Here is a 26,556-nt window from a genome sequence, read left to right as displayed (position 1 = left end):
GCGCGCGCCGAGGCCGGCGCACGCCCGGCGGCGGCCCGCGTCACGCCGCGGAGGCGTGGAGGGCGTCCGCCCGGCGCACCCCGATCTGCTGCATCAACTGCAGCGTCTCGGGGCGCAGGTGGCGCTCCTCGTAGCGGTTCCGCCAGCTCTCGACCGTCTGCCTGTCGATGCCGGCGTGCCGGTGGAAGTTCGGATCCCCGAGGTGCGGATTCTGGCGCTGTCGCGTCTCTGGCTGGAGCATCCCGGGCTCGAACGCGATGCCCATCGCCGCGCAGAGCGACGCGATCACCGCGTCGGGCTGTCGCACCAGATCCTCGTAGTGCACCGTCGCCCGTCGCGCGCCCGGGATCCGCCGCAGGAAGGTCTGGATGTTGAGGTTCTGCACCACCCACTTGGCTTCCCGCTCCCGCGCCAGGGCGCTCATGCCGCCCACCAGCCGCTCCACCGCGGCGCGGATCGGGCGCAGGACGCGCCGCGGCAGCGGGCGGCGGTCCGGCGCGGCCTCCTTGAGGCGGACGTGCGAGTCGACGACCGCGAGCGGGTGGCGGATGAGCCAGATGTAGAATGGCCGCAGGGACGCCGAGCGCACCAGCGCGATCGAGTCGTTGGCATAGGCGGGCGTCTTGTCGATCAACAGGCCGCCCGCCGGCAGATGCGTCAACATCCATTCGTACACGTCGGTCGTCGCCCGTCCTCGGCACGCCGCTTCGATCGCCGATTCCGAGAGCGGGTGGCCGGCGAGGAGAAAGAATTCCAGCAGGCTCTCGAGCGCCTCGGGTTTGCGAGCCCGCCAGGCGTCGAAGTCCGGATAGCGGAGCAGGAACAGCTCCTGTGGCGCGACGATGCGACTGTGCTCGCCGAGGATCACGCGCAGCAGCGTCGATCCCGATCGCTCCGAGCTCAAGACGAGGACGAGGCGTGCGGGCGGCGGCGCCGCCCACGCATCCATGGACTCCATGCGGATCCCCCACCATCGGCCGAGCGCGGCGCTCGACCGGCTGATCATCCCTCGAGGCATCGCCCATCCCCCCCCGGGGTCCTCCAGGCGGTTCCCTCGCTCGGCCACATATCGCGCCGATGTTACCGCCGGTTGTTGCCGCGGTGATGTTCTGATGTCGCGCGGTGACGGATTCGCGACCATGCGGGCGGCGGATCCGCACAGGCGGCCACGATCGCCGATCCAGTCGGGGCCGAGCCCGTGTCCTCCTCACCCGACGGATCGGTTCGGCGCCGCCGGGACGGCGCGCGCCGCGCAGCCGCCTGTTCGGCGGTGGGGGCCGCTCGCGCCCGGCGGGCGCCGATCAACCGTCATCCTCGGGCGGCACCTGCAGGAGGTTCATGTACTCGGTCAGCAGGCGCTCGGTGAGCTGTGGCGGCAGCGCGTTGAGCACCTCGTTGATCTCGGCCATGCGGCCGGGGAGCGCGTTGCCGCCGGCGCCGGCCATGGCGAGCATCTGTTCGAGCATCTCGGGCGTGACCTGATCGGGCCGCACGGTGGCGAAGGCGTCGCGGATGCCGGCGGCGATGGCGCCGCTCGGCAGCGTCCTGGCGATCGCCGTGCACGCGCGCAGATCGGCGAGGAAGGGCTCCACCCAGCGGGCGCTCGCCGGGTTGACCGACAGGTGGATGTTCTCCTTCGAGCCGTGGAAGCCGAGCTGCGGCTGGATGTACCAGCCGCGGGTCTTCATCTCGTCGATGATGTGGAAGACGTTCACCGTGTCGGAGGTGAAGGCGATGAGATTCATCTGCGGCCGGCCGAGCAGGCGCAGATCGGGCATCGCGTCGATGGCGGCGACGATCGCCTGCGTCGCCTCCAGCGCCTGACGGGCGAGCGCCAGGTACCCCTCGTCGCCGAAGAAGTGCAGCACCGCCCAGGCGGCGGCGAGCGGGCCGCCCGACTTCGTGCTCTGCACCGTCGGGTTGACGATCGAATAGCCGGTCCACTGCCCGCAGGCGTAGATCTGGTGCCGCCGCAGCTCCTTGTCGCGGTACAGGATCAGCGACGCGCCCTTGGCGGCGAAGGCGTACTTGTGCAGATCCATCGAGATCGAGGTGACGCCCGGGACGCTGAAGTCGAACGGCGGCACGTCGACGCCGAGGCGGCGGAAGTAGGGCAGCAGGAAGCCGCCCATGCAGGCGTCGACGTGCAGCAGCAGCCCGTGCTCCTGCGCCAGCGCGGCGAGCGCGGGGATGGGATCGACGACGCCGTGCGCGTAGGACACCGCGGAGCCGACGAGCAGGATGGTGTTGGGCGTGATCGCCCTCCGCATGGCCTCGGCGTCGGCCTTGAACGTCGTCGCATCGACCTCGACCAGCACCGGGCGCACGTCGAGGTAGTGGCAGGCCTTGTGGAAGGCCGCGTGCGCGGTGACCGGCAGGACGATCTCCGGCGCCGTGATCTGCGGCCGATGGGCGCGCGCGTGGTCGCGCGCCGTCTTCACCGCCAGGATGATGCTCTCGGTGCCGCCGCTGGTGAAATTGCCGACCACCCCCGGGGTGGCGTTGAGATGGGCGGCGCCCATGCCGACCAGCGCGTTCTCCAGTCGCAGCATGCTCGGAAACGCGGTCGGGTCGAGCCCGTTCTCCGACAGGTACATCGTGTATGCCTGCTTGATGACCGCCTCCGCCTCCGCGCCCGGATCGTAGACGTAGGCCCAGGTGCGGCCGCTGCGCCAGCTCACGTCGTCGGCGCGGAACGCTTCCAGGCGGCGGAAGATCTCGTCCTTCGGTAGACCTCTGGCGGGAATGCGCATCGCCGTGCATTGCCACGTGGCCAACGCCAGCGGCAAGTCGCGGCGGCGCATTGACTTCCATGCCATGGCCGCCACATGAGGAGCATGCCCAGGCGCCGGCGCATCGTCCTCGTCGCCCTGCTCGCCATCGCCACGTTGGTGGTCGCGGCACTCGCCCGCCTCGCCTGGGTCGGGGGGATGTTCATCCGCATCACGCCGCACTTCGACGGCCACTGCCGGCTGGTTACCGGCCCGGTCGGGCCGGAGGATCTCACCATCGACGCGCCGGCGCGGCGGGCCATCATCTCGGCCTACGACCGGCGCGCCGCGCGGTCGGGCCGGCCGGTGCCGGGCGGCATCTGGTCGTACTCGCTCGACGCGGTGGACGCGGTGCCGGTGAACCTGACGCCCGACGCCGGGCTCTACCTGCAGCCGCACGGGATCAGCCTGTGGCGCGAACCCGACGGACGCGAGGTGCTGTTCGCCGTCAATCACCCGGCGCCTGGACACGGCTGGCCGGAGCACACGATCGAGATCTACGACCTCGCCGGCGACACCCTGACGCACCGCGCGACGCTCACCGACCCGCGGCTGGTGATGCCCAACGACCTGGTCGCCGTCGGCGTCGATCGCTTCTACGTCACCAACACCCACGCCTACGGCCGCGGGCGCATGCAGGTGATCGAGACCTACCTGCGGTTGCGCGGCGCGCAGGTGCTGCGGTACGGGCCCGGCGGCTTCACCACCGCGATCGCCAAGCTGGTCTTCCCCAACGGCATCAACGTCAGCCGCGACGGGCGCACCATCTATGTCGCCGCGGTCACCGATCGCAGCGTGCTGGTGTACGACCGCGATCCCGCCACCGATGCGCTGACGCCGCGCGGCGAGATCCCGATCCACAGCGGCGGCGACAACATCGAGATCGACGACGAAGGCCAGCTCTGGATCGGCGCCCATCCCAAGCTGCTGGCGATGTCCAGGCACGCCACCGACCCGAGCGTGCCGGCGCCCGCCCAGGTGCTGCGCGTCTCCGCCGACGGCAGGACCGTCGATGAGATCTACCTCAACGACGGCACTCCCATCGCCGCGTCCAGCGTCGGCGCCCGCTTCGCCAACCGCCTGCTGATCGGACAGATCTTCAGCGACGGCTTCCTGGATTGCGAGATGACGGGCGGCGGAGGGCGTGCGCGCTGACCAGGGGCGCCGAGCGGCTCCGCCGTCGGCAGCGGTCGTGGCGGGATCATGCGGACCGAGACACCCTCTGCTGCCGCAGGGGCCGGCCGCCGGTCACGCGCTCGCGGCATCCTCCTCCCACCCCAGCACCGCCCAGGTCGCCACTGGCTCGGCGACGCCGCGCACCGCGGTCGGCGCCATGGCCTGCAGGCGGAAGCGCGGGTCGAGGCGGGCGCGCACGGCGTCGGTGACGAGGATGCCGGCATCGTGGACGCGGGTGAGGCTCTCGACGCGCGCCGCGAGGTTGACCGTGCCGCCGATGACCGTGAACTCCATCAGGGCGCGGCCGCCGAGCACGCCGGCGACGGCGGGGCCGCTGTGGATGCCGATGCCGACCCGCAGCGCCGGTCCGCCGGCGGCGGCGCGGGCGGCGTTGTGCTCGGCCAGCGCCGCCTGCATCGCCAGCGCCGCGTGCACGGCGTCGTTGACCTGCCAGGGGTTGGGCGCGTGCGCTCCGAACACCGCCATGAGGCCGTCGCCGATGAATTTCGAGACCTCGCCGCGGTGCTGCTCGATCACCCGGCTCATGCGCCCGAAGTAGTCGTTGAGCAGCGCCACCAGCGCCTCCGGCGGCAGTGTCTCGCCGAGCGCGGTGAAGCCGAACAGGTCGGCGAAGAGGACCGTGACCTCGCGCCGCTCCGCGGCGCCGGCCTCGCCGCGGGCGACGATGCGGTCGACCACCGCCTCGGGCGCGAAGCGGCCGAACGCCGATTGCATGCGCTGCAACTCGCTGGTGGCGGCATCCAGCCGGCGGCGCAGGCGGCGGCGCTCGCGCGCCAGCCACGCGATCGCCGCGGCGGCGGCCAGCAGCGCGAGCGCGGACGCGGCGAGCGCCGTCAGTGTCCGCTCCGCGCCAGGTCGACCGCGACCGCCAGCCGGCACACCGTATTGGCGAGCGCCGCGGCGCCGATCAGATCGACGAATTCCTGCCGGGTGAAGAGCGGCCGCACGGTGCGGGCGTGCCGCTGCAGCGCCGCCGGCTGCGGCCAGATCGAGTCGCGCGCCAGCGCCGCGGCCGCGCGCTCGCGATCGCCGATCCACGGCGCGGCGAGGTGCGCCAATGCGGCATCGATCTCCTCGGCGGGGACGCCGTCGGCGCGCAGCATGGCGATCGCCTCGGCTTCCGAGAGCGGACACCCGATGCCGCGCGCGACGACCGCGAACACCAGCGCGGTGGTGCGCGGGCCGAGCGCGGAGCCGCGCAGGCAGGCGTCGATCGCGGTGCGCAGGCGGGGCGCCAGCGGCAGGCCGTCGAGCGCGTTGACGAAGGCGGCGAACGGTCCCCGACGCTCGGCCGCGGACAGCGGCGGCGCGTTTCGGGCGCGCCGCGTCCTGATGAACGGCCGCAGCAGCGGTCCCAGCACCCGGAACAGCGGCCGACCGAACATCCGCTCGGCGTCCTCGTAGGGCAGCGCCGGGAGCGTTGCGGCGCGGTTGTAGAAGACGTTGACGGCGGCGAGGGCGGCGAGCTCCCTGACCGCCGCGTCGTTCCAGCCGGCCTGGCGCAGCGGCGCCGCGTCGGCGGCCGTCACCATCGGGGTCGATCGCGCCACCTGCCGCGCGAAGCGCAGCGCCTCCCGTTCGCCGTCGCCGAGCTCGCCGCCGGCGAGGTCTTCCTCGATGCGCCGGATGCGCGCCTCGGAGAAGCCGAGGACGCCGAGCATGCCGCGGGTGAGGCTGAAGCAGTAGCGGCAGGCGCTCTCCTGGCTGACCACCAGGGTGACGAGATCCGCCAGGCCGGGCGGGACGTGGAAGATGGGCGCGTGGGTGATGCCCAGCGCCACCGCCGCGTCCGCCCACCAGGCGGAGTCGAGGAAATAGCGCATGGCCGGCGGCACCATGCCGAGCGCCTTGCGGACCGCCCGCTCGGCCGGCGGATTGTCCACCGGCTCGAGCAGACAGGCTTCCCACTCGACCGCGTCGAGGGCTGACATGGGAGGGACCGGCGGGCGCCCGTCAGCCGGCGAGCCAACGCGGGCGTCGCGCCGCCGCGGCGCGCGGGCTCACCGGCTCACAGCGCCTGCTCGATCGCCGCCGCGATCGCGGGCGAATCGGGCTTCTCGGTCGGTGCGAAGCGGGCCAGCACGGCGCCGTCCTTGCCGACCAGGAACTTGGCGAAGTTCCACTGGATGTCGCCGGAGCCGTCGGGCTGCGTCGGCTGGCTGGTGAGGAAGGCGTAGAGCGGGTGCGCGCCGGCGCCGTTGACGTCGACCTTGGCGAACATCGGGAAGGTGACGCCGAAGCGCGTCTCGCAGAAGGTCTTGATCTCGCCCTCGCTGCCGGGCTCCTGGCTGCCGAACTGATTGCAGGGGAAGCCGAGCACGGCGAAGCCGCGGCCCTGGTAGCGCTCGTGCAGGTGCTGCAGGCCGGCGTACTGCGGCGTCAGGCCGCACTGCGAGGCGACGTTGACGATGAGCAGCGCCGTGCCGGCGTAATCCTTCAGCGGCGTGGCGGTGCCGTCGATGCTGGTGGCGGTGAAATCGTGCGCGGTGGCCATGCCCGCCCCATACACCGCGCCGCGCGGCCGCACCACCGCCGCCGGCTGCTCAGTAGAGGTCCGGCGCCGTGTCGTCGAAGGTGGTGTTGGGGACCGCCCGGGGACTGGAGCCGTCGGCGGCGGCGGTCGCCAGTCCGGCGAAGGTCGCATAGGCGATGCGCGAGCCGTCGCGGTTCCACTTCGGGAACATGGCGTCGGCGATCAGCGGCGTCTCGCCGCTGCCGTCGGGCGCGATCGCGTAGGCGCCGCCGCCGCTGCCGCGGAAGGAATCGAAGAGGAGCCGATTGGCGGCACTCCAGTCGAGGTGGGCGTTCTCCGTGTCGTCGGTCGTGATCCGGCTCACGTTGGCGCCGTCGGCGTCCATGACGAAGATCTCGAGCACCTCGCCGAAGCCGCCGTTCGGACGGTTGCTGACGAAGGCGATGCGGCGGCCGTCGGGGCTGAAGCAGGGAGCAGTGTACTCGAAGGCGTCGGGTCCGAGCACGGTGCGGCGGTTGCCGCCGTCGGCGCCGACGATCTCGATCTGGTTGAACTCGCCGCCGGAGAAGACGATCTCGCGGCCGTCCGGGCTCCAGGCGGGATACACGGCGCGTGGGCTGCCGGCCGCCACCTGGCGGCGGCCGCTGCCGTCGGCGTTCATGACGCTGATGCCGGCGTTGTCGATGAAGGCGATGCGGGTGCCGTCCGGGCTCCACACCGGCTGGCTCTCGGAATCCTCGGGAGTGTCGGTCAGCTTGCGGCGGCCGCTGCCGTCGGCGTTGATCACCGCGAGGTCGGCGGAGAACGTCTGGAAGTCGTTGACCGTGAACACCAGCTTGCCGGAAGCGCCGCTGCCGGGCGTCGCGGTGGCGGTGGGCGCGGGCGTGCTCGCGCCGCAGCCGGTGAGGGCGGCGTTGACGCCGGCGACCAGCTCGTTGATGGCGACCTGACCATCGCCGTCGCCGTCGAAGCCGCCGCAGCCGCTCAGTGACCCGGCGCCGAGGGCGATGCCGACGCCGAGCACCAGCTCGTTGATGGCCACGTTGCCGTCGCCGTCGCAGTCGCCGGCGCAGGCGGCGGCGGCGAGGCGCGGGTCGAGGGTGGCGGCGAGCACGGCGGAGAAGATGAGACGGGCGATCATGGAGCGAACCTCCTGAGTAGTTGCCCCTCCGGCGTTCGCTGGCGATGAACGTCGTTCGCCGCGCCGAGCGACCGGCGCGTTGACCGCGTCGGCCCCCACCTGTAGACCCGCGCCCATGGCCATGGTGGGAATTCGCTTCGACCTGCGGGTGCCGTCGTTCGCCACGACGACGCACGCCGAGATGTACCGGGCCTGCCTCGACCAGTGCGAGTGGGCCGACCGCCTCGGATTGGACATCGTCGTGCTCTCCGAGCACCACGGCGTCGACGACGGGTTCATGTCGTCGCCGGTGACCCTGGCGGCGGCGATCGCCGGGCGGACGAAGACCATCCAGATCAACATCGCCGCCGTGCTCGTGCCGCTCCACGACCCGATCCGGCTGGCGGAGCAACTGGCGACCGCGGCGCTGGTCAGCGGCGGCCGGGTCGGCTTCGTGGCCGGGCTCGGCTATCGCCAGGAAGAGTTCGAGATGGCGGGCGTCGACCGCAAGCGGCGTGGCACGCTGCTCGAGGAAGCGGTCGAGGCGATGCGCCAGGCGTGGACCGGCGAGCCGTTCGAATGGCGCGGCCGCACGGTGCGGGTGACCCCGGCGCCGCCGTCGCCGCCGATGATCCTGGTCGGCGGCTCGACCGAGAAGGCCGCCAAGCGCGCCGCCAAGCTGCGCGCCGGCTTCTTCCCGGCGATCGGCGATCAGCGCCTGGCCGACATCTACACCGCCGAGTGCGCGCGCCTCGGCTTCCACGGCGGCTTCGTCAGCATGCCCAACGGCCCCGGCTTCGTGCACGTGTCGGAGGACCCGGAGCGGGACTGGCAGCGCATCGCTCCGCACGTCCTCTACGACGCCCAGACCTATGCCGCCTGGCAGACGCCCGACCAGCGCTCGCAGATGCACGTCGCGGGGAACACCCTGGACGACGTCAAGCGGAGCGGCGCCTATACCGTCCTCACGCCCGACGATTGCGTCAGGCTCGCCGAGGAGACCGGTCGCGTCATCCTCCACCCGCTGATGGGCGGCCTCGATCCCGCCATCGGCTGGGAGAGCCTGCGGCTGTTCGAGGCCAAGGTGCTGCCGCGGATCCGCTGAGCGCGCGCCGGGACTCGCGCACTGGAGGAATCATGCCCGATCTCGACGCGCTCGCTCTCCGCGTCCAGCACCTGGAGGACATCGAGGCGATCAAGCAGCTCAAGTACCGCTACTGGCGGCACCTCGATCTGAAGCAGTGGGACGACCTGGCGGCGTTGTTCATCCCCGAGGCGACGGTCTGCTACAGCTCGGGAACGTACGAATTCGCCGGCGTCGACGCGATCATGCGCTTCCTGCGCGAGTCGCTCGGCGACGCCCGCGGCTCGGTGACGATCCATCACGGGCACCATCCCGAGATCGCGCTCACCAGCCGCGCCACCGCCACCGGCACCTGGGCGCTCTACAACTACATGTTCAACGCGCGCGAGAACCGCGGCATCCGCATCGGCGCCTACTACGAGGACCGCTACGTCAAGGTCGGCGGCGCCTGGCGCTTCGAGCACATCGGCTATCGCGCGCTCTTCCACGAGGAGTGGAAGCGCGACGACATCCCGAGCCTGACGCTGCGCTGATGCCGGCGGCGCCGTCCCGCCGCCCGAGTCAGCGGTTCAGGACCTTGGGGAAGATGTCGCGCGCCGACGGCGCGTCGGCGACCTGCGCGGCGCCGGGCGCGCCGTCTCGCGGCGCCGGCGCGGGCCGCGACGCGAGCGCCACGGCGCTGATCACCGCCAGCGCCGCCAGGCCGAGCAGTAGCATCTTGGTCATCGCGTCCCCTCAGAGCAACACCAGGATCGCCGCCACGACGGCGATCATCAGCGAGAACTTGAGGCCGTAATACAATCGCCGGTTGCGCGCCTTCAACCGGCGCCCCGCCTGCTGTAGCGGATAGTAGGCGGCGGCGAGGCGGTTGACGGCGCCGAGCGGCTCGCCGGCCTCGTTGCGCGCCGCGGTGCTGGGGGCGACGCGGCGGATCACCCAGCGGTTGACGGCGGTGGCGAGGCGCCAGCGCAGCGGCCGCTCGACGTCGCAGAAGAGGACGATGCGCGACTCGTCGGTGTCGTTCTCCACCCAGTGCAAGTAGGTCTCGTCGAACAGCACGCCTTCGCCGTCGCGCCAGGCGTAGGGCACGCCGTCGACCAGGATGCGGCAGGCGTCGGAGTTGGGCGTGATCAGCCCGAGGTGATAGCGCAGCGACGCCGCCAGCGGGTCGCGGTGCTTGCCGAGCCGGCTGCGCGGCCCGACCAGGCTGAACATCGCCGCATGCACCCGCGGCAACTGCTCGAGCAGGGCCACCGAGGTGGGGCACAGCCGCCGCGCCGAGGCGAGGGGGTCGCCGTACCACTTCAGGTAGAAGCGCCGCCAGCCCTTCTTGAACAGCGAGTTGCCGTAGACGTCGTCGTGTCCCTCGGTGGCGCGGATGTGGCCGGCCTCGTGCAGCGCCCGCGCCTCGTCGCGGATCGCTTCCCAATTGCGCCGCAGCAGCTCGAGCTCGGGGAAGGCGGCGAGGTCCAGGTACGGCCGGTTCGGCACCGCCGAGGCGAGATAGAGGAAGACGTTGTACGGCGCGGTGAACGTCGAGTAGTCGCTCACCTGGCGCTTGAGGCTCATGCGCTCCCGTCCGCGCAGGTGCACCGCCACGGTCGCGGCGACGAGCACCGCCAGCGCCAGAGCCTGCGGCGACAGCAGGACGTCCATGCGCTGTTCTTTGCGCACATGCGGATGCAACGCGCCAGGTGGTCTCGCTCAGCAGTCCGTTGAAAAGCAGGCGGCGTCGCGAGGGCGAGGGATTGTGCGCCAGATCGAGGCGCCGAAGCGGAGGCAAAGCGGTCGGTTTTGTCGAGGATTCGGCAACGAAGAGCTGGCGCACGAGACCCGCCCGCAGTAGCCGACCTGCTTTTCAACGGGCTGCTAGCCTTGATGAGACAGAAAACTCCTCACCACGGAGGCACGGAGACACGGAGGGCTCGGTGCCATAGCGAAGGCGCGGGGGCTCTTCTCACTCCATTTCTAATGAACTTTGGGAGGACCACTGGGCGGGCTTCGAGATCAGTATTCTCCGTGTCTCCGTGCCTCCGTGGTGAAAGTCTTTTGTCGCATCAAGGCTAGGGTTTTCCCTGATTGCGGGCGGGCGCGAACAGGATCATGACCGCGCCATGCGCTCCGTCGTCCCCCGCATCGCCGCTGTCCTCCTGCTGGTCGCCGGCTGCTGCGCCGCCAAGCCGCCCACACCGCAGACCTTCACCGGGCCGGCGGCGGCCAGCAGCGGTCCGCTCGCGGCGGGCGCGGCGGCGGTACCGATCGCGCTGCCGAATGGCGTGGCGCTCGCCGGCTATGGCAGCGCCGGGCGGCGGCAGATGGACGGCAGCATCCTGCTCACCGGCGGGCCGCTGTTCGGCGTCTGCGTCGATCCCGATCCGAGCACCGCGGCGGTGTTCTTCAAGCCATCGACCGGCGCCCTCGATCCGCTGTACGCGCGCGCCCTGGTGCTCGACAACGGCGCCGATCGGATGGCGATCGTCAAGGTCGACGCCATCGGCATGTCGCGCAAGCTGCGCAACGAGGTTGCCGGCGTCGGCCAGGGGCTCGGCGTCACCGACGGGTTGTTCGCGATGGTCGCCACCCACACCCATTCCGGACCGGGCGGCGTCTCCGATCAGGCGGCCTGGGAGATCATCGCCTCCGACTGCTTCTCGCAGGCGGTGTACGACGCGGTGCGCGATGCCGCCGTGCAGGCCCTGCAGGCCGCCGTCGCCGGCCTGCAACCGGCGCGGCTCGGCATCGGCTCGACCGTGGTGAACGGCGCCACCCGCCTGCGCGGCAAGGACTACCCGTCGAAGCCGAGCCTGCCCGACATCGAGCTCGGGCTGGTCAAGGTGACCACCGCCGGCGCCACGCCGCAGCCGATCGCGGCGCTGTTCAACTTCGCCGTCCACGGCACCTGGTACACTGATGCCAATCTGCAGACCTCGGCCGACTACATGGGCGCCATCGAGTCGCAGGTGGCCGCGGCGCTGCCCGCCGGGGTGGTGCCGATCTTCACCAACGGGGCCGAGGGGGATGTGACGCCCGAGAAGCCGCCGGGCCAGACGCTCGCCGCGGCGGCCAAGCCGGTGGCGGATGCCGTCGTCAATCTGTGGACCGCCACCGCGACCGATCCGACCGTCACGCTGCACGGCGTGTTCACCGACAAGACCATGCCCGCGGTGCGCTACAATCCCGGCTGCATGCCGCTCGCCAACTCCAGCACCACGGTCTGTGACCTGACGCCGACGCACACCCCGATCACCGTGCCGCTGCCGGGCAACTGGGTCTCCAAGACGCTGCCCTTCCAGGCCCTGCGCATCAACCAGGCCGTTTTCATCGCCATGCCCGGCGAGCCGGTGACCACCCTCGGCCTGATCATGAAGCAGCAGGCGAAGGATGCCGGCCTCGCGGGGTTCGTGCTGTCGCTCGCCAACGACCACGGCGCCTACTTCACCACCCCGGAGCAGTTCGACGCCGGCACCTACGAGGGCACGGCGACGATCTACGGCCGCGCCACCGGCGCCACCGTGCTCGAGCAATCGCAGGTGGTGGTGGACAAGGTGAAATGACCCGCGGCGGCCGCGAGCGCCTGATCGCCGTCGTCCTCCTGCTCGCCTGGGGGGTGTGCGCGACGGCGAGCGCGGTGACGCTCTACCGCGGCACCGGCTACCCGCCGTTCTTCGTCAGCGCCGACCCCGACGGCGGCGCGCCGATCGTCAGCGCCTTCCGGCCGACCCTGCTCGGCGGCGCGCCCGGCGACCTGCGCCGCGGCGATCGCCTCCTCGCGGTCGCCGGCCACGACGTGCGCGGGCTCGGCCCGGCCGGCTTCTTCGTCCGCTTCGTCGAGCTGGTGCCGACCGGCGCGCCCATCGCGATCGCCTACCTGCGCGACGGCGCGCCCGGCGTCACCACGGTGGTGCCCGGCTCGATGGACATCGTGCTGCCGCTGCTGCTGGTGTCGCCGGTGTTCGTGATCGTGGCGCTCGTGCTCTGGCTGCGGGCGCGCCACAACGCCGCCGCCTGGGCGTTCACGCTGGCGTTGGTCGACATCGCCTTCTACCTGGTCGCCAACTTCGGCGGCGCGCCGTGGGTGACGTGGACGGCGATGCTGCTGCACGTCGCCACCATGACCCTCGTCGGACCGCTCACCGTGCGCGCTTTCCTGCTCTTCCCCGACCGCCCCCGCCTGACCGTCCCCGAGCGGCAGTGGCCCTGGCTGTTCGCCGTCCTCGGCCTCCTGCACACGGCGTACGTCGGCACGCCGGCGCCGCCGCGTCTCGGCAACGCCCTGGCGGCGCTGGTGGTCGCGGCGCTGCAGGTGGTGTGCATCGCCATCGCGACCCGCGCCTACCGGCGCGCCGATCCGGTCGGCCGCCGGCGTCTGAAATGGGTGCTCTTCGGCGTCTACTGCGCCGCGCTGCCGCCGGTGATCGGCGCCCTGCTCTCCGCCGCCGATCCGGCCTACATCAACGTCTACTTCCTCACCCTGGCCGCCGTCGCCTGCCTGCCGCTGGCGCTGCTGATCGCCATCCGCCGCGTCAATCTGTTCGACATCGACCGCCTGCTCAGCACCGCCGGCACGTACAATCTGCTGATCGCCGGCGGCGTCATCGTCGGCGTCACCGTCATCCCGCGCGCCGCGCAGGCCGGCGCGGAGTTGCTCGGCATCGACGCCAACGTCGGCCAGCTCGGCCTCTCGGGCGTGCTCGGCCTCGGCATCTTCTACGCCCAGCGGCAACTGCGGCCGCGCATCGAGCGCCTGTTCTTCGCCGAGCGCCACGCGCTCGACGCCGGCGTGCACGATCTCGTCCTGCAGTTGCGCGACGCGGCGGACGTCGCGAGCCTGGTGCGCGACATGGCCGACCGCCTGCACCGGCTGGTGCGGCCCCGCGCCTGCGTCGTCTACGCCCGCGGCGACGGCGGCTACACGCCGCTGCTCGCGCACGGCGGCAGCGTGCCGCCGCACCTGGCGCTCGACGGGCCGCTCATGGCCACGCTCGAGGGCCGGCGCCGGCCGTTGGCCCGCGGCGCCGCCGGCGCCTTCGAGGCGCGTCTCGATCCCTTCGAGCGCGCCGTCCTGGAGACCCTCGACGCCGAGGTCGTCGTGCCGATCCGCCGCGGGCACGAGCTGGCGCTGCTCCTCTGCCTCGGCGGCAAGCGCTCGGGCGACATCTACACGCCGACCGACGTGCGCCTCCTCGGCACGGTCGGCGAGACGGCGTCGCAACGCCTCGAGCACTTCGCGCAGAGCGAGGTGATCGCGCAGACCCGGCGGATGCGCGACGCGCTGCGCCGCTACGTGCCGGCGACCGTCGCCGCGGCGATCGGGCAGGGCGCCGACCTGCGGCCGGTGGAGCGCGACATCACCGTCATGTTCGTCGACCTGCGCGGCTACACCGCGCTCTGCGAGCCGCTGCCGGCGGCGGAGGTCTTCGCGCTCACGGACCGCTTCACCGCCGTGGTCTCGGCGGTGTTGCGCCGGCACGGCGGCAATCTGGTCGAGTTCAGCGGCGACGGCCTGATGGTGGTGTTCGGCGCGCCCGATGCGCTGCCCGACAAGGAGCGCGCCGCGCTCGTCGCCGCCGACGAGCTGGTCGCCGCGCTCACCGCCGAGGGACCGCGCCGCCCCGACGGCTCGCCGCTCACGGTCGGCATCGGCATCGCCTCCGGGTCGGCGCACGTCGGCAACATCCGCTCCGCCGACCAGGTGATCTGGACGGCGGTCGGCAACATCGTCAACTTCGCCGCCCGCCTGCAGAGCCTGACCCGCGACCTCGACGCGCTGATGGCCATCGACGCCACCACCCGCCACCGCGCCGGCGAGCGCGCCGCCGCGTTCCGCCGCCGCGACGACGTCCGCGTCCGCGGCCGCAGCGAGGCCGAGGTCGTCTACTACCTGCCGCTGCCCGCCGCCGCCGCCGCGGCCTGACGGCGTCGCGCCAGGTGGCGCAGCAGCTTGCGCCGCTTGGCGGCGAGGTAGAGGCCGAGGAAGACGCGCAGGGTCCACGGCCGGATGCGGCGCAGTCATCGGGGTGCATCGTGAGCGACGATCTCTTTCGTACCTTGCGGCAGGAGCGCACCTACGAGGTATATTCGCATCTCAGATGGCGAAGCCGCGACCGATCTCGAAGGGCAAGGCGCACCGCTTCGGAGGGGACTGGACCCAGACGAAGCTCCGACTGCTCCAGGACTACCTGACCGCATACACTCGGGCGCTGGAGGGCAAGCCCTCGGCCGCTCAGCCGTTCCGAAAGGCGTATATCGACGCTTTCGCTGGAACGGGCTCACGTGCGGCCCGCGAGCGCGAAACGAGCAGCTCACCCGGAAGGCGGCTCTTTCCTGACCTCAACGAGCCAGCGTCCCGGCAGATGCTCGACGGCTCGGCGAAACTGGCCCTACAGGTCGAGCCTCGCTTCGACAAGTATATCTTCATCGAGCGGAGCCCGGGCCGCTGTCGGCAGCTCGAGGCGCTGAAGCAGGAGTTCCCCGCCCTGGCCGACGACATCGACGTACGGCAAGGGGATGCGAACGATGTGATCAAGCAGCTCTGCGCCCCAGTCGATGCGTGGAGGTCGCGCCGCGCGGTGCTGTTCCTCGATCCCTACGGCATGCAAGTCGAGTGGGACACAATCGAGGCCGTCGCAGCGACAAGGGCGATTGATCTCTGGCTGCTCGTGCCGCTTGGGATGGGGATGAACCGACTTGCACCGAAGTCGGGCAAGCTCCCCGACTCCTGGCGCCAACGCATGGACGCATTCCTCGGCACGAGTGACTGGTACGAGGAGTTCTACAGGATCGAGACGAAGCCCACGTTGTTTGGCGACGATCGAGTCCAGGTTAAGGCGTCGATGGACATCATGGCCCGTTACTTCAACAACCGCCTGAAGCAGGTGTTTGCGGGTGTTGCCGAGCATCCAGTTGCGCTCTGCAACTCGGCGAACAACCCCCTGTACCTCTTCTGTTTCGCGGTCGGTAATGAGCGCGGCAAGGCGATCGCGCTCCGCATCGCCAACCATCTGCTCAGGGAGGTGGGCTGATGGCCTTCGGTTCCGGAATCGAGTGGACCGAGTCTACGTGGAATCCCGTTACGGGGTGTAACAAGATCAGTCCCGGCTGCACGTACTGCTACGCGGAGCGCATGGCGGAGCGCCTGCAGGCCATGGGGCAGGCCAACTACAGGAATGGGTTCAAGCTCACGCCGCAGCCACAGATGCTGGCGCTGCCTCTCCAATGGAAGAGGCCGCAGACAATTTTCGTGAACTCGATGAGCGACCTGTTCCACCAGGATGTGCCGCTCGACTACATCCAGCGCGTCGTCGACATCATGCGCCGGGCGAACTGGCATCGATTCCAGGTGCTCACGAAACGCGCCGAGCGCCTCGCTGCGCTCAGCCCCGAGATCGACTGGCCGAGGAACGTGTGGGTGGGCGTGAGCGTCGAGAACGCGGACTACGTGAACCGTGTCGACGCCCTGCGGACGACGGGCGCGCATGTGAAGTTCCTCTCGCTCGAGCCTCTGTTGGGACCGCTACGACAACTGAACCTGGCGAACATTGACTGGGTCATCGTTGGTGGCGAGTCCGGTCATCGCGCGCGCTCAATGGATCCAGCTTGGGTGATCGATATCCGCGACCAGTGCGCGCGTGCAGGCGTCGCGTTCTTCTTCAAGCAATGGGGCGGCAAAAACAAGAAGAAGGCCGGGCGTCTGCTCGACGGTCGAACGTGGGACGAGATGCCCGAACCCCTTCGGTCAGCGCGTACTCTGCGCGCTCCCGGAATCCCCGTCGAAGCTTGAGCTCGGCCTTCTCAATCCGCTGCGATCATCTCCAGACAGCACGACCGGTCGCCGGCGCGGCTCGGTGTCATGCTGGCGTCTCCTGGTTAGGGGGTAGTCGCTCCTTCTGGCTGGACGCGGTTCGCTCATTGCGTCGGACGCAACCGCCCGTCGAAACAGATGTCGACAGCGCCGATCGCGGTGTCGACGGCCGCGATCAGCTCGGCGATTCCGGTCTCCCCGTTCGAGTTGCCGTCGATGACTGTGATGGGTCTGTGTCGGCACTACCCGCGGCCTGACGGCGCCGCGCCAGGTGGCGCAGCAGCTTGCGCCGCTTGGCGGCGAGGTAGAGGCCGAGGAAGACGCGCAGGGTCCACGGCCGGATGCGGCGCAGCTCGGCGCGCGAGCGGGTGAAGTGGGCCAGCACCTGCGGCACCCGGCGCGCGATCCAGGCATGGCGCACCCCCTCCGCGCCGGCGCCGGCCCACGTGCGCCAGTCGCCGTCCTCGCGCGGCACGTTGACCACGCCGAGCGCGAGATCGTGCGACAGGTCGATGAGCGCGTCGGCATAGAGATAGGCGCGGCTGCCCTCGCGCACCGCCGCCGGCGGCAGGGTCGCCCCCGGGGCGGCCAGCTCGGCGAACAGCGCCAGCACCGCGCCGCCGAGCTCGACGACGTAGGCATCGAGCTCGGCGGCGCTCAACTGGATGCCGCGGCGGCGGGTGTCGAGCTCCATGCTGTCGAGGATGGTCTCGAGCGCGCCGCGCAGGCGCGCTCCGCGGGCGCGATCGCGGATGAAGACCGGCAGGCCGAAGCGCCCGGGCAGGGCGCCGGCGCTCTCCGCGCCGTCGCCGTCGTACGCCGCGGCGATGGCGACGCGCTGGCGCGCCAGGGTGCGCAGCGCCCGCTCGCCGTCGGGGTCCTCGTCGACGAGATCGTCGAGGCACTTGAGATACGCGAAGGCGAGGACCGCGTCGGTCCAGCGCCCGCCGAAGACGAGCGGATACAGGCGGCGCGCGAGACCGAAGTGCTTCTCGCCGGACAGATCGAATGCTTCGCGCACCAGTGCGAGATCGACTGCCATCGCTGGCAGCGCTCATAGCATGGTCGGCGCTGGTCGCGGCGAGAAATCGCCGTCGGACGCGCGGATCAGGGCGCGGCGCGTTCGGCGAAGAACTCCGTCACCACCTGATCGTGCCACGGCAGGCGGCTGCCGCGGGCGTGGAAGCCGACGTGGCCGCCGCCCGGGCTGAGGGCGGGGTACAGGTGGGGGGTGTCGGCCCAGCGGACGCGGCGGTAGGCGGCGGGCGGAATCCACGGGTCGTCGAGCGCGTGCACCACCAGCGTCGGGACGCGGATCGCCGGCAGGAACGGCTCCGCCGAGCACCGCGCGTAGTAATCGGCGGCGCCGGCGAAGCCGTTGCGCGGCGCGACGAAGCGATCGTCGAACTCGACGATGTGGCGCGCCGCGGCGATGGCGAGGCGCTCCGACGGCGCCAGGGCGGCGGCGGGCGCCAGCGCCTCCGCCTTCATCGCCCGCAGCAGGTTCCAGTGGTACACGCGGTTGCGCGGCATCAGGATGCGGCGCGCGGCGGCGGCGAGATCGATCGGCGCCGACACCGCGGCGGCGGCGCGCACCGGCGCCGCGGCGCCGCGCTCGCCGAGGAACTTGAGCAGCAGGTTGCCGCCGAGCGAGTAGCCGACGACGAACACGCCGCCGTCGGTCAGCGACGGATCGAGCCCGGCCAGCGCGTCGGCGAGGTCGGCGGTGCGGCCGGCATGGTACTGGAAGCGGCAGAGCGGCCGCGAGGCGCCGGCGCCGCGCAGGTTGAGGCGCAGCACCGGATGTCCGCGCGCCAGCAGGGCGGCGGCGCTGACCAGCAGATAGGGACTGTCCTCGCCGCCCGAGAGGCCATGGATGAGGACCGTCAACGGCCGCCGTCGATCGCGCGGCATCTGCAGGCGCGCCGCCAATCGGTCTCCGGACCCGTCGCGCAGCGGCAGCTCCAGCCGCTCGCCGGCGTCGGGCAGCGGCCGCGGTGGCCGCAGCATGTTGCGGATCGTCTGCAGATCGCCGCCGAACCACGGGGCGCGAGCGCTGAAGACAGGGGCCATGGGCGCAGGCTAGCGCGCGGGCGGCCGGGCGAACAGCCGGTCCGGGCCGAACGCGCCGCGGCCGCGGCGCGGCGCGGAGCGAGACGGCGGCCCTGGTCTGCAATCGGCGCCGCCCGTGCTACATCTGACGCCGCCATGTCCCTGCGCGACGGCACCTTGGGACAGCAACTGCGCTTCGCGGCCCTGGTCGCCGTGGCGTTGATCGGGCTGGCGTTCGCGGTCGGCGACAAGCTGACCCGCATCGGCACGCCGAACGTCGGCTGGCTGATGGACGGCATCTCCGTGTCGCCGACGCGGCAGGACGCGTCGGAGGCGGGTCTGCGCGGCGGCGGGCGCGCCCTGAGCATCAACGGCATCGCGCTGCCGCCCGACGCCGTCCACGGGCACACCACCGGTCCCGGCCTGCGCACCGAGCCGGGCGCCACCAACACCCTGCGCCTGCGCGCGCCCGGCGGCGGCGAGCGCGAGATCACCCTGACCGTGCAGCCGTGGCGCTGGGAGGACTTCGTCTTCACCCAGGGGGCGTCCGACATCATCGGGCTGCTCTTCCTGGCGGTCGGCGTCATCACCTTCGCGCTGCGCCCGTACGAGCCGCCGAGCTGGGCCCTGCTCAGCCTCTGCGCCCTCTGCGGCGGCACGCTGCTGACGACGCTGATTCCGGTCGACGCGGCGCACCCGTGGGCGGCGCGCTACTTCCTGACGCTGGTCGGCTTCGTCGCCTACGTGCCGCTGCACACCGGGCTGGCGTTCCCGATCGTGCATCCGATCCTGGTGCGCCGGCCGCGCATCCTCTGGCTGCTCTATGGCGCCGGCGCGGCGCAGGCGGCGTTCAATCTCGCCGCCTGGTCCCGGCAGTACGAGGGGGTGTTCGCCTATGCGCGCACCGTCGGCTCGACGGTGCTGCTGCTCGGCATCCTGCTGATCGTCGGCCGCTGCCTCCACCTGGCGCTGCGGGCGCGCGATCCGCTGGTGGCGCAGCGGGCGCGCATCCTGCTCGCCGGCAGCCTGCTCGGCAGCGTGCCGGTGGCCGTCGTGCAGTTCCTGCGCGAGGCGCTCGGGGCGCTGGAGATCGACAATCGCTTCCTCCTCTGGCCGCTCGGCATCTTCGTCCTGGCGCTGGCGCGGGTCACGGTGCGACCGGCGCTGATGAACGCGCGCATCGCCGTGCGCAAGGCGGTGCTCTACACCGCCGCGGTGGCGATCCTCACCGCCGCGGCGATGCTGCTGGCGACGGTACGCCCGTATGCCGTCGCGGCGCTGCTCTTCCCGCTGCTCTACTTCTGGCCGCGCTTCGAGGCGCGGCTGAACCGCCGCCTCTATCCCGAGCGGGCGCGCTTTCCGGCGCTGCTGCACGAGATGGGCGATGCGCTCGCCGCCGCGGCGAGCCCGGCGACCGTGCTCGACGTCCTGGCGGCGGCGCCGGCGACGTTGTGCGATGCGCGCAGCGGCGTCGCCTTTCTGCTCGCCGGCGCCGTCGGGCCGGCGGAGACCCTGCGCTGGGCCGGCGCCCGGCCGCGGCTGGCGACGCCGCTGGGCGAGGAGCTGATCGTGCAACTGATGCGGGCGACGCGGCGGGCGATCGATCGCGACCAGATCGCGGTCGAGCCGCAGTACGCCAACATCCGCGACGAGTGCGAGGCCGGCTTCGAGCGCCTCGGCGCGACGCTGCTGCTGCCGCTGGTGCAGGATGCGCGCGTCCTCGGCGGCCTGGCCCTCGGGCCGCGCGCCAGCGGCGATCCGTACGAAGCGGAGGACATCCATGCCCTCGACGCCGCCTGCCAGCAGACCGTGCAGGCGGTGATGCGCGTCGTCGCCACCGAGCGGCTGCGGGCGCGCGAGCGCGAGTTCGCCGACCTCAAGCGCTACTTCCCGCCGCAGATCATCGACCAGGTGATGGCGCGCGGCGGCGCCGCCGAGCTCGGCAGCCAGCGCAAGCTGGTGACCGTGGTCTTCGCCGACCTGCGCGGCTTCACGTCGTTCTCCGACAGCGTCGAGCCGGAGGAGGTGATCGCGACGCTCGACGAGTACCACACCGCGATGGGGGCGCGGATCGCCGAGCACGAGGGCACCCTCGAGCACTTCGCCGGCGACGGCTTCATGGTCTTCTTCAACGATCCGGTCGACCAGCCCGACCACGTCGAGCGCGCCGCCCGCATGGCGCTGGCGATGCGCGACGACGTCGAGCGCCTGCGCGCCGGATGGCAGCGCAAGGGCTACAACATCCACGTCGGCATGGGCATCCACAGCGGCTACGCGACCTGCGGCTTCATCGGCTACGAGGGGCGGCGCGACTACGCGGTGATCGGCAACGTCACCAACCTGGCCGCTCGCCTCTCCGACGCCGCCGGCCCGGGCGAGATCCTCATCTCCGCCCGCAGCTACGGCGAGCTGCGCGGTTTCCTCGCCGAGCCGGTGGGCGAGCTGACGCTCAAGGGCTTCCACCAGCCGCAGCCGGCGTTCAAGCTGCTGGCGATCGCCGGCGCCCAGCGCGCATCCGGATAGGCGATGCAACGCCGACGACGCCGCGGGCGCCGCGGATGTCGGCCGCGCGCTCCGGGGCGCCGCTGCGCCCGCGGCGTTCTCCGCGTTGAATCTTTCCGCTCGTGCCTGTTTAGCTGCGCGCCATGCCGCAGCCGCTGTTCACCGCCGGTGACGTCGACGGCTTCTTCGGGCTCGCCGTCGACAACCTGATCCAGTTCCTCCTCATCCTCGGGCTGTGCACCGGCGTGCTCGGCTTTCCCCTCGACCTCGTCCTGCGCACCGTGCTGCCGGGGGCGGCGCTGTCGATCGTCGTCGGCAACCTGTTCTACGCCTGGCAGGCGCAGCGGCTGTCGGCCGAGACCGGGCGGCGCGACGTGACGGCCCTGCCGTACGGCATCAATACCGTGTCGCTGTTCGCCTACGTCTTCCTGGTCATGCTGCCGGTGAAGCTGGCGGCGCAGGGCGACGGGATGAGCGCGGCCGACGCCGCTCGCCTGGCGTGGCAGCTCGGGCTCGCCGCCTGCCTGCTGTGCGGCGTCCTCGAGCTGGTCGGCGCGCTGGTGGCGGACGCGGTGCGCCGGGTGACGCCGCGCGCCGCGCTGTTGTCGACGCTGGCCGGCATCGCCGTCAGCTTCATCGCCATCGACTTCGCCATCAAGACCTTCGCCGCGCCGCTGGTGGCGATGCTGCCCCTCGGCGTGATCCTGACGACGTATTTCTCGCACCTGCCGATGCCGTGGCGCATCCCGGGCGGCGCCTGGGCGGTGGGCCTCGGCAGCCTCGCCGCCTGGCTGCTCGCCGGGCTCGGGGCGCCGTCGCCGGTGAGCGGCGCGCGGCTCGTGTCGGCGGCATCGACGGTCGGCTTCTACTGGCCGGTGCCGGTGCTCGGCGACCTGATGGCCGGCCTCGCCCATCCGCTGCTGCGCCAGTACCTGGTGCCGGTGGTGCTGCCGATGGGCCTCTTCAACATCCTCGGCTCGCTGCAGAACATCGAGTCGGCGGAGGCGGCCGGCGATCGCTACGCGACCATGCCGTCGCTGGCGGTGAACGGCGCCGGCTCGGTGGTCGCGGCGGCGTTCGGCTCCTGCTTCCCGACCACGATCTACATCGGTCATCCCGGCTGGAAGCAGCTCGGCGCGCGCTCCGGCTACTCGGTGCTGAACGGCCTCTTCTTCGCCGTCATCGCGCTCGGCGGCCTCACCTACCTGATCAACGCCGCCGTGCCGATGGAGGCCGGCATGGCGATCGTGCTGTGGATCGGCATCGTCATCACCGCGCAGGCCTTCCAGGCGACGCCGCCGGCGCACGCCCCGGCGGTGGCGTTCGGCCTCTTCCCCGCCATCGCCGGCTGGGGCCTGCTGGTGCTCACCCAGAGCGTCGGCGCCGCCGCCGCCGTGAGCGGCGAGCGCGGACTGGCGGCGCGCGTGCTCGCCAGCCCGGACGCCTTCGCGCAGAGCGGCCTGCATCTCGACGGCCTGGTGGCGCTGGCGCAGGGCTTCATGGTGACGTCGATGGTGTGGTCGGCGATGAGCGCCCACCTCATCGACCGCCAGTTCCGCCGCGCCGCCGCCTGGGCCGGCATTGGCGCCGTCGCCGCCTTCTTCGGCTTCGTGCACGCCGGCACCGTCACCCCCGCCGGCGGCCTCTACGACATCGGCCTCGCCACCGGCTGGCGCTGGGCGATCGGCTACCTGCTCTGCGCGGCGTTCTTCCTCACCATGGAACGCTGGCAGCGCCTGCGATCGTAGCCGCCGTCCCGCCAGCGGGCGGGTGGGTTGCATTCCTCCCCCGCGCCGTGCCAGAACTGAGCATGCTCAGGAATGAGCCTGCTCACGACACGCGGCGGGGGCGGGGCAAGCTCGACAAGCTGGCGCGCATCGAGAAGGCGGGGCGGGCGTTGTTCGCCCGCCGCGGTTTCGACGCGACGACGACGCGGGCGATCGCCGCCCGGGCCGACATCGGCATCGGCACGCTGTTCCTCTACTTCGCCAAGAAGGAGGATCTGCTGGTGCATCTCTTCCATCGCGACATCGGCGCGGTGGTGGAGGCGATGTTCGCCGGCCTGCCGGCGCGGCCGCTGCGGGCGCAGCTCCTGCACATGTTCGACGCGCTCTACGCCTACTACGCCCGCGACCCGGCGCTGTCGCGCGTCTTCATCAAGGAGCTGCTGTTCCTCGACGCGCCGCGCCGCGAGCGGGTGACGGCGTTCACGCTCGATTTCCTCGAGCGCATCGCCGCCCTGATCACCGCCGCGCAGGCGCGGGGCGAGATCGCCGCCGCGCTCGAGCCGCGGCAGCTCGCCTACGCGGCGTTCGGCCTCTACTGCTTCACCCTCATCAACTGGCTCGGCGGCAGCCTCGACGATCCCGAGGTGGCGCGCGCGCAACTGCGCGCCAGCCTCGACCTGCTGTTCGCCGGCCTCGCCACCGGGGAGACGACGCGATGCACACCACCTACGACGACGGCATGACCATGGGCGCGGCCCGGCAGCGCTATCTCGACGCCAACGGCTTCGACGGCGCCTATGCGGAGCGCTGGGTGAAGCTGAAGGCCGGGCCGATTCCGCTCTACTTCCCGAACGCCGAAGGGCGGCGGCGGGCGGTGAAGCTCCACGACCTGCACCACATCGCCGCCGGTTACGCGACGGATTGGACCGGGGAGGCGGAGATCGGCGGCTTCGAGATCGGCGGCGGCTGCGGGCGGTTCGTTTGGGCGTGGGTGCTCAACCTGCAGGCGATGGCGCTGGGTCTGCTGCTGGCGCCGCGGGCGCTGTTCCGCGCCTTCGTCCGCGGCCGCCACGCCGGCACGCTCTATCACCAGGGCGAGCTCGAGGAGGCGATGCTCAGCCGTTCCGTGGGCGACGTCCGCCGCCAACTCGGGCTGGACCGCGCCGCGCCGCCCGCCACTGCCGGCGACCGGGTCGCGTTCCTCGCCTGGAGCGCCGCCGCCCTGGTCTGGACCTTCGGACCGCTGCTGCTGCTCATCTGGTGGCTCGCCCGCTGAGCCGCCCCTCGGCGCCTCAGCGTATCTCGGCGCTCGGGTCGCGGTGGCGGCGATACATCTCGCGCACCCAGTCGGCGCCGGGGTGGTCGGCCCAGCGATCGAGGAAGCGGCGGAAGGTGGGCGAATACGGCTGCGGCGCGGCGTACGGGAACTCCGGCGGCAGCACCGCCGGGCTGAGGATCGCGGCGGCCGCGAGGTCGGCGATGGTGAAGCGGTCGCCGACCAGGTAGCCGTTCGGTCCCGGGCGCTCGGCGACGAAGGCGAACGCCTCGGCGGCGCGCGCCAGGCCCGCGGCCGCGCGCTCGGCGGTGAGGCCCATGTCGGCGCGCATGGCGACCCGGATCAGCGGAAAGGCCGCCCGGTAGGCGGCGCGCGTCAGCGGCCCGGCGTGGCCGGCGAAGAGCGCCGCCATGTAGCGGCCATCGTCCAGCCAGACGCCGAACCCGGCGGCGCGCAGCGGGCCGCCGACCTCCTCGTCGAACCAGCGCTGCACCGCCAGCGCCTGCGCCCGCTCGGCGGGATCGGCGGGCAGCAGCGGCGGCTCCGGATGGCGCTGCTCGAGATGGGCGATGATCGCCGCCGATCCGGCGATGGTCGTGTCCCCGTCGCACCACACCGGCACCTGCTTCTGCCCGGAGCGGCGCAGCACCGGCAGGATGTGCATGCCCGGCAGATACGAGCGGCGGCGGTGCGCGACGCGCTTGTGGTCGAGCGCCCAGCGCACCTTCTCGTTGTAGTGCGAGAAGCGGAACTGGTGCAGCGTCGGGACGGTCATCGGGGGCGCGCCGCCTCGGACCACCGGCGCTCGCCGCGCGCCATCAGCGGCGGCGATGGCGGCGCCCAGGTCGCGTGATCGCCCGCCGCCGTCGCGGGCGCGCTGCAACCACGGCGGCGCTCGCGCATCGGAGAATCGGCGAAAACCCCGTAGCCGCGGCGGCGATTTCTCGCTAAGGACGAAGGCGCAGTCGTTGGGGGGGACGCGGACCACGAGCCGGGAGGGCAACAGGACATGGCGATGGGTGGCATCTCCGACGAGGCGATCAAGGAACGCGCGTACCACATCTGGGTGCGCGAAGGGCGTCCGCACGGGCGCGACTTCGAGCACTGGGTGCAGGCGCAGGTGGAGCTCGAGGCCGAGCAGGCGAAGGGCAACGGCGCGCCGGCCAGAGCGAAGGCCGCCAGGCCGCGGCGCGCCGCGACGGCAAAGGCGGCGGCCGCGCCGAAGGCCGCCAAGCCGGCGGCCGAGAAGCCGGCGCGCCGGCCGACGGCGGCGCGAGCGAAGAAGAAGACCTGATCCACGACGGCGATCCGCGGGCGCCTCAGCGCATCTTTTCCACCTCCGCCAGCACCTCGTCCGTGTGCGCGCCGAGCGCCGGCGCCGGATCGAGGCGGGCGCTGAAGCCGTCGAGGCGGATCGGGCAGGCGGGGACGCGCAGGTCGCCCCACTGCGGGTGGTGGTGGTCGACGATCATGCCGCAGGCGCGGAGTTGCTCGTTGGCGAGCAGCTCGGCGGTGTCGAGCACCGCGCCGCAGGGCACGCCGAACTTCGACAGGTGCTCCATCGCCTCGAACTTGTCGCGGGTCGCGGTCCAGGCGCGGACGATGGCGCGGGTCTCCTCGGGGCGCGCGTTGCGCGCCGACTGGCGAGCGAAGCGCGGGTCGTCGCGCAGGTCCTCGCGACCGATCGCCTGCAGCAGGCTCTCCCAGTGCTGCTTCGCCGCCAGCAGGATGTAGAGGTAGTCGTTCGGACCGCCCGGGCGGCAGGGGTAGAGATCGCTCGGCACCGAGGTGACGTAGGCGCTGCCGGTGCGCGCCGCCGCCGTGCCGGCGACGTAGGTCGGCGACATCGCGTTGCGCATCAGGTTGACGATCGCGTCCTGCAGCGCCACCTCGACGCGGCCGCCGCGGCCGGTGCGCTGGCGCCGCAGGAGGGCGGAGAGGATGCCGACCGCCAGGTGCAGGCCGGTGCCGCTGTCGGCGATGGTGACGCCGACCCGCGTCGGCGGGCCGTCGGGATCGCCATTGACGCTCATCGCGCCGCCCACCGCCTGGGCGACGAAGTCGAGCGACTTGTATCCCGACCACGGGCCGTTCGGTCCATAGCCGCGCACCGAGGCGACGATCAGCGCCGGCTGCTCGCGCAGCAGCTCGTCGATCGGCAGGCCGAGGCGCTCGAGCGTGTTGGGGGCGAAGTTCTCGGCCAGCACGTCGGCGCCGCGCACCAGGTCGCGCAGGCGGGCGCGGTCGCGCTCGTCGGCGAGGTCGAGGACGACGCTGCGCTTGCTCTGGTTGAAGAGCACGAAGACGATGCTGTCGCGCTCGTCGTCGCCGCCGATCAGGTGGCGGCTCGGCTCGCCGCCCGGCGGCTCGACCTTGATGACGTCGGCCCCCAGCCAGGCCAGCATCTGCGTCGCCGCCGGTCCCGCTTCGTACTGCGTCAGATCGACGACCCGGATCCCCTCGAGCGGTCGCGGTTGCGCTTCGGTCATGCGCCTACCTTGAGGGAAGACGAGGGAATGTAAAGCCGTCGCGGCCAGCCCCGGCTCGCCCCGG

24 protein-coding genes are annotated in these 26,556 nt (G+C 72.0%); 12 read left to right on the top strand and 12 right to left on the bottom strand.

Features of this window, described 5'->3' with window-relative positions; all coding sequences use genetic code 11:
* Window positions 1–40: 40 nt before the first annotated feature.
* A complete protein-coding gene (locus KF840_02280) occupies window positions 41–949 on the bottom strand; it encodes a sulfotransferase (protein MBX3023715.1) in 909 nt (302 codons plus the stop codon).
* A gap of 352 nt (window positions 950–1,301) precedes the next feature.
* A complete protein-coding gene (locus KF840_02275; protein ID MBX3023714.1) occupies window positions 1,302–2,753 on the bottom strand; it encodes an aspartate aminotransferase family protein in 1,452 nt (483 codons plus the stop codon).
* An 84-nt stretch (window positions 2,754–2,837) separates the two neighbouring features.
* Between KF840_02275 and KF840_02270 the strand changes: the two genes are divergently transcribed.
* A complete protein-coding gene (locus tag KF840_02270) occupies window positions 2,838–3,926 on the top strand; it encodes an SMP-30/gluconolactonase/LRE family protein (GenBank protein ID MBX3023713.1) in 1,089 nt (362 codons plus the stop codon).
* Between the two features lie 93 nt (window positions 3,927–4,019).
* Here the strand turns inward: KF840_02270 and KF840_02265 are convergent, their stop codons facing one another.
* From KF840_02265 to KF840_02250, 4 genes are all read right to left on the bottom strand, one after another.
* The gene (locus tag KF840_02265; protein ID MBX3023712.1) at window positions 4,020–4,847 is read right to left on the bottom strand and encodes an adenylate/guanylate cyclase domain-containing protein; all 828 of its coding nucleotides are present in this window, start codon (window positions 4,845–4,847) and stop codon (window positions 4,020–4,022) included.
* Window positions 4,802–5,899, bottom strand: a complete 1,098-nt coding sequence (locus KF840_02260) for a carboxymuconolactone decarboxylase family protein (protein ID MBX3023711.1) — start codon at window positions 5,897–5,899, stop codon at window positions 4,802–4,804. Before KF840_02260 ends, KF840_02265 begins: the two co-directional genes overlap by 46 nt.
* Window positions 5,900–5,976: 77 nt before the next feature.
* Window positions 5,977–6,462, bottom strand: a complete 486-nt coding sequence (locus KF840_02255; GenBank protein ID MBX3023710.1) for a glutathione peroxidase — start codon at window positions 6,460–6,462, stop codon at window positions 5,977–5,979.
* 49 nt (window positions 6,463–6,511) lie between these two features.
* Complete coding sequence (locus KF840_02250) at window positions 6,512–7,582, bottom strand: PD40 domain-containing protein (GenBank protein ID MBX3023709.1); 1,071 nt, start codon at window positions 7,580–7,582, stop codon at window positions 6,512–6,514.
* A gap of 115 nt (window positions 7,583–7,697) precedes the next feature.
* Between KF840_02250 and KF840_02245 the strand changes: the two genes are divergently transcribed.
* Entirely contained in the window at window positions 7,698–8,666 is a 969-nt protein-coding gene (locus tag KF840_02245) for an LLM class flavin-dependent oxidoreductase (protein MBX3023708.1), read from the top strand.
* Between the two features lie 32 nt (window positions 8,667–8,698).
* Window positions 8,699–9,178, top strand: coding sequence for a nuclear transport factor 2 family protein (locus tag KF840_02240; protein ID MBX3023707.1), 480 nt, complete (start codon window positions 8,699–8,701; stop codon window positions 9,176–9,178).
* A 28-nt stretch (window positions 9,179–9,206) separates the two neighbouring features.
* Here KF840_02240 and KF840_02235 read toward each other — a convergent pair whose 3' ends face one another.
* On the bottom strand, window positions 9,207–9,371 hold the full coding sequence (locus KF840_02235; GenBank protein MBX3023706.1) for a hypothetical protein: 165 nt from the start codon (window positions 9,369–9,371) through the stop codon (window positions 9,207–9,209).
* 9 nt (window positions 9,372–9,380) lie between these two features.
* Window positions 9,381–10,301, bottom strand: a complete 921-nt coding sequence (locus KF840_02230) for an aspartyl/asparaginyl beta-hydroxylase domain-containing protein (protein MBX3023705.1) — start codon at window positions 10,299–10,301, stop codon at window positions 9,381–9,383.
* Between the two features lie 458 nt (window positions 10,302–10,759).
* Here KF840_02230 and KF840_02225 point away from each other — a divergent pair, with 458 nt between their 5' ends.
* The 4 genes from KF840_02225 to KF840_02210 all read left to right on the top strand — a co-directional run bounded on the left by KF840_02225 (window position 10,760) and on the right by KF840_02210 (window position 16,425).
* A complete protein-coding gene (locus KF840_02225; protein ID MBX3023704.1) occupies window positions 10,760–12,199 on the top strand; it encodes a neutral/alkaline non-lysosomal ceramidase N-terminal domain-containing protein in 1,440 nt (479 codons plus the stop codon).
* Window positions 12,196–14,559: a hypothetical protein gene (locus tag KF840_02220; GenBank protein MBX3023703.1), complete on the top strand. Its 2,364-nt coding sequence runs from the start codon at window positions 12,196–12,198 to the stop codon at window positions 14,557–14,559. The genes KF840_02225 and KF840_02220 overlap by 4 nt, the downstream gene beginning before the upstream one ends.
* Before the next feature lie 175 nt (window positions 14,560–14,734).
* Window positions 14,735–15,667: a three-Cys-motif partner protein TcmP gene (locus tag KF840_02215; GenBank protein MBX3023702.1), complete on the top strand. Its 933-nt coding sequence runs from the start codon at window positions 14,735–14,737 to the stop codon at window positions 15,665–15,667.
* Window positions 15,667–16,425, top strand: a complete 759-nt coding sequence (locus tag KF840_02210; GenBank protein ID MBX3023701.1) for a phage Gp37/Gp68 family protein — start codon at window positions 15,667–15,669, stop codon at window positions 16,423–16,425. Before KF840_02215 ends, KF840_02210 begins: the two co-directional genes overlap by 1 nt.
* A 196-nt stretch (window positions 16,426–16,621) precedes the next feature.
* Here KF840_02210 and KF840_02205 read toward each other — a convergent pair whose 3' ends face one another.
* Window positions 16,622–17,488: a hypothetical protein gene (locus tag KF840_02205; GenBank protein MBX3023700.1), complete on the bottom strand. Its 867-nt coding sequence runs from the start codon at window positions 17,486–17,488 to the stop codon at window positions 16,622–16,624.
* A 65-nt stretch (window positions 17,489–17,553) separates the two neighbouring features.
* On the bottom strand, window positions 17,554–18,519 hold the full coding sequence (locus KF840_02200) for an alpha/beta fold hydrolase (protein ID MBX3023699.1): 966 nt from the start codon (window positions 18,517–18,519) through the stop codon (window positions 17,554–17,556).
* Window positions 18,520–18,654: 135 nt separating this feature from the next.
* Between KF840_02200 and KF840_02195 the strand changes: the two genes are divergently transcribed.
* The 4 genes from KF840_02195 to KF840_02180 all read left to right on the top strand — a co-directional run bounded on the left by KF840_02195 (window position 18,655) and on the right by KF840_02180 (window position 24,003).
* Window positions 18,655–21,021: a hypothetical protein gene (locus KF840_02195; protein ID MBX3023698.1), complete on the top strand. Its 2,367-nt coding sequence runs from the start codon at window positions 18,655–18,657 to the stop codon at window positions 21,019–21,021.
* 122 nt (window positions 21,022–21,143) lie between these two features.
* Entirely contained in the window at window positions 21,144–22,748 is a 1,605-nt protein-coding gene (locus tag KF840_02190) for an NCS2 family permease (GenBank protein ID MBX3023697.1), read from the top strand.
* A 62-nt stretch (window positions 22,749–22,810) separates the two neighbouring features.
* The gene (locus KF840_02185) at window positions 22,811–23,470 is read left to right on the top strand and encodes a TetR/AcrR family transcriptional regulator (protein MBX3023696.1); all 660 of its coding nucleotides are present in this window, start codon (window positions 22,811–22,813) and stop codon (window positions 23,468–23,470) included.
* Window positions 23,443–24,003: a hypothetical protein gene (locus KF840_02180; GenBank protein MBX3023695.1), complete on the top strand. Its 561-nt coding sequence runs from the start codon at window positions 23,443–23,445 to the stop codon at window positions 24,001–24,003. The genes KF840_02185 and KF840_02180 overlap by 28 nt, the downstream gene beginning before the upstream one ends.
* A 16-nt stretch (window positions 24,004–24,019) precedes the next feature.
* Here the strand turns inward: KF840_02180 and KF840_02175 are convergent, their stop codons facing one another.
* Window positions 24,020–24,778: a glutathione S-transferase N-terminal domain-containing protein gene (locus KF840_02175; protein ID MBX3023694.1), complete on the bottom strand. Its 759-nt coding sequence runs from the start codon at window positions 24,776–24,778 to the stop codon at window positions 24,020–24,022.
* A gap of 240 nt (window positions 24,779–25,018) precedes the next feature.
* On the opposite strand from KF840_02175, the gene KF840_02170 reads away from it, so the two are divergent.
* Window positions 25,019–25,297 carry a DUF2934 domain-containing protein gene (locus KF840_02170; protein ID MBX3023693.1) on the top strand — a complete coding sequence of 93 codons (279 nt, stop codon included), beginning with the start codon at window positions 25,019–25,021 and terminating at the stop codon, window positions 25,295–25,297.
* A gap of 25 nt (window positions 25,298–25,322) precedes the next feature.
* On the opposite strand, the gene KF840_02165 is transcribed toward KF840_02170, so the two are convergent.
* Window positions 25,323–26,492 carry a CoA transferase gene (locus tag KF840_02165; protein ID MBX3023692.1) on the bottom strand — a complete coding sequence of 390 codons (1,170 nt, stop codon included), beginning with the start codon at window positions 26,490–26,492 and terminating at the stop codon, window positions 25,323–25,325.
* Window positions 26,493–26,556: the final 64 nt, after the last annotated feature.

The sequence above is a fragment of the bacterium genome (assembly GCA_019637795.1).
Classification (GTDB): Bacteria; Desulfobacterota; Binatia; order HRBIN30; family CADEER01; genus JAHBUY01.
The sequence above is the reverse complement of the archived record's forward strand: the minus strand, read 5'-3'. Positions and strand labels throughout refer to the sequence as shown.

Coding starts and splice junctions, on each gene's coding strand:
- KF840_02260 (MBX3023711.1), bottom strand. CDS start 5,899: ATGTCAGCCCTCGACGCGGTCGAGTGGGAAGCCTGTCTGCTCGAGCCG.
- KF840_02170 (MBX3023693.1), top strand. CDS start 25,019: ATGGGTGGCATCTCCGACGAGGCGATCAAGGAACGCGCGTACCACATC.
- KF840_02210 (MBX3023701.1), top strand. CDS start 15,667: ATGGCCTTCGGTTCCGGAATCGAGTGGACCGAGTCTACGTGGAATCCC.
- KF840_02195 (MBX3023698.1), top strand. CDS start 18,655: ATGTCCCTGCGCGACGGCACCTTGGGACAGCAACTGCGCTTCGCGGCC.
- KF840_02280 (MBX3023715.1), bottom strand. CDS start 949: ATGGATGCGTGGGCGGCGCCGCCGCCCGCACGCCTCGTCCTCGTCTTG.
- KF840_02185 (MBX3023696.1), top strand. CDS start 22,811: ATGCTCAGGAATGAGCCTGCTCACGACACGCGGCGGGGGCGGGGCAAG.
- KF840_02230 (MBX3023705.1), bottom strand. CDS start 10,301: ATGGACGTCCTGCTGTCGCCGCAGGCTCTGGCGCTGGCGGTGCTCGTC.
- KF840_02190 (MBX3023697.1), top strand. CDS start 21,144: ATGCCGCAGCCGCTGTTCACCGCCGGTGACGTCGACGGCTTCTTCGGG.
- KF840_02255 (MBX3023710.1), bottom strand. CDS start 6,462: ATGGCCACCGCGCACGATTTCACCGCCACCAGCATCGACGGCACCGCC.
- KF840_02175 (MBX3023694.1), bottom strand. CDS start 24,778: ATGACCGTCCCGACGCTGCACCAGTTCCGCTTCTCGCACTACAACGAG.
- KF840_02220 (MBX3023703.1), top strand. CDS start 12,196: ATGACCCGCGGCGGCCGCGAGCGCCTGATCGCCGTCGTCCTCCTGCTC.
- KF840_02200 (MBX3023699.1), bottom strand. CDS start 18,519: ATGGCCCCTGTCTTCAGCGCTCGCGCCCCGTGGTTCGGCGGCGATCTG.
- KF840_02275 (MBX3023714.1), bottom strand. CDS start 2,753: ATGCGCATTCCCGCCAGAGGTCTACCGAAGGACGAGATCTTCCGCCGC.
- KF840_02250 (MBX3023709.1), bottom strand. CDS start 7,582: ATGATCGCCCGTCTCATCTTCTCCGCCGTGCTCGCCGCCACCCTCGAC.
- KF840_02270 (MBX3023713.1), top strand. CDS start 2,838: ATGCCCAGGCGCCGGCGCATCGTCCTCGTCGCCCTGCTCGCCATCGCC.
- KF840_02240 (MBX3023707.1), top strand. CDS start 8,699: ATGCCCGATCTCGACGCGCTCGCTCTCCGCGTCCAGCACCTGGAGGAC.
- KF840_02165 (MBX3023692.1), bottom strand. CDS start 26,492: ATGACCGAAGCGCAACCGCGACCGCTCGAGGGGATCCGGGTCGTCGAT.
- KF840_02205 (MBX3023700.1), bottom strand. CDS start 17,488: ATGGCAGTCGATCTCGCACTGGTGCGCGAAGCATTCGATCTGTCCGGC.
- KF840_02225 (MBX3023704.1), top strand. CDS start 10,760: ATGCGCTCCGTCGTCCCCCGCATCGCCGCTGTCCTCCTGCTGGTCGCC.
- KF840_02215 (MBX3023702.1), top strand. CDS start 14,735: ATGGCGAAGCCGCGACCGATCTCGAAGGGCAAGGCGCACCGCTTCGGA.
- KF840_02235 (MBX3023706.1), bottom strand. CDS start 9,371: ATGACCAAGATGCTACTGCTCGGCCTGGCGGCGCTGGCGGTGATCAGC.
- KF840_02245 (MBX3023708.1), top strand. CDS start 7,698: ATGGCCATGGTGGGAATTCGCTTCGACCTGCGGGTGCCGTCGTTCGCC.
- KF840_02180 (MBX3023695.1), top strand. CDS start 23,443: ATGCACACCACCTACGACGACGGCATGACCATGGGCGCGGCCCGGCAG.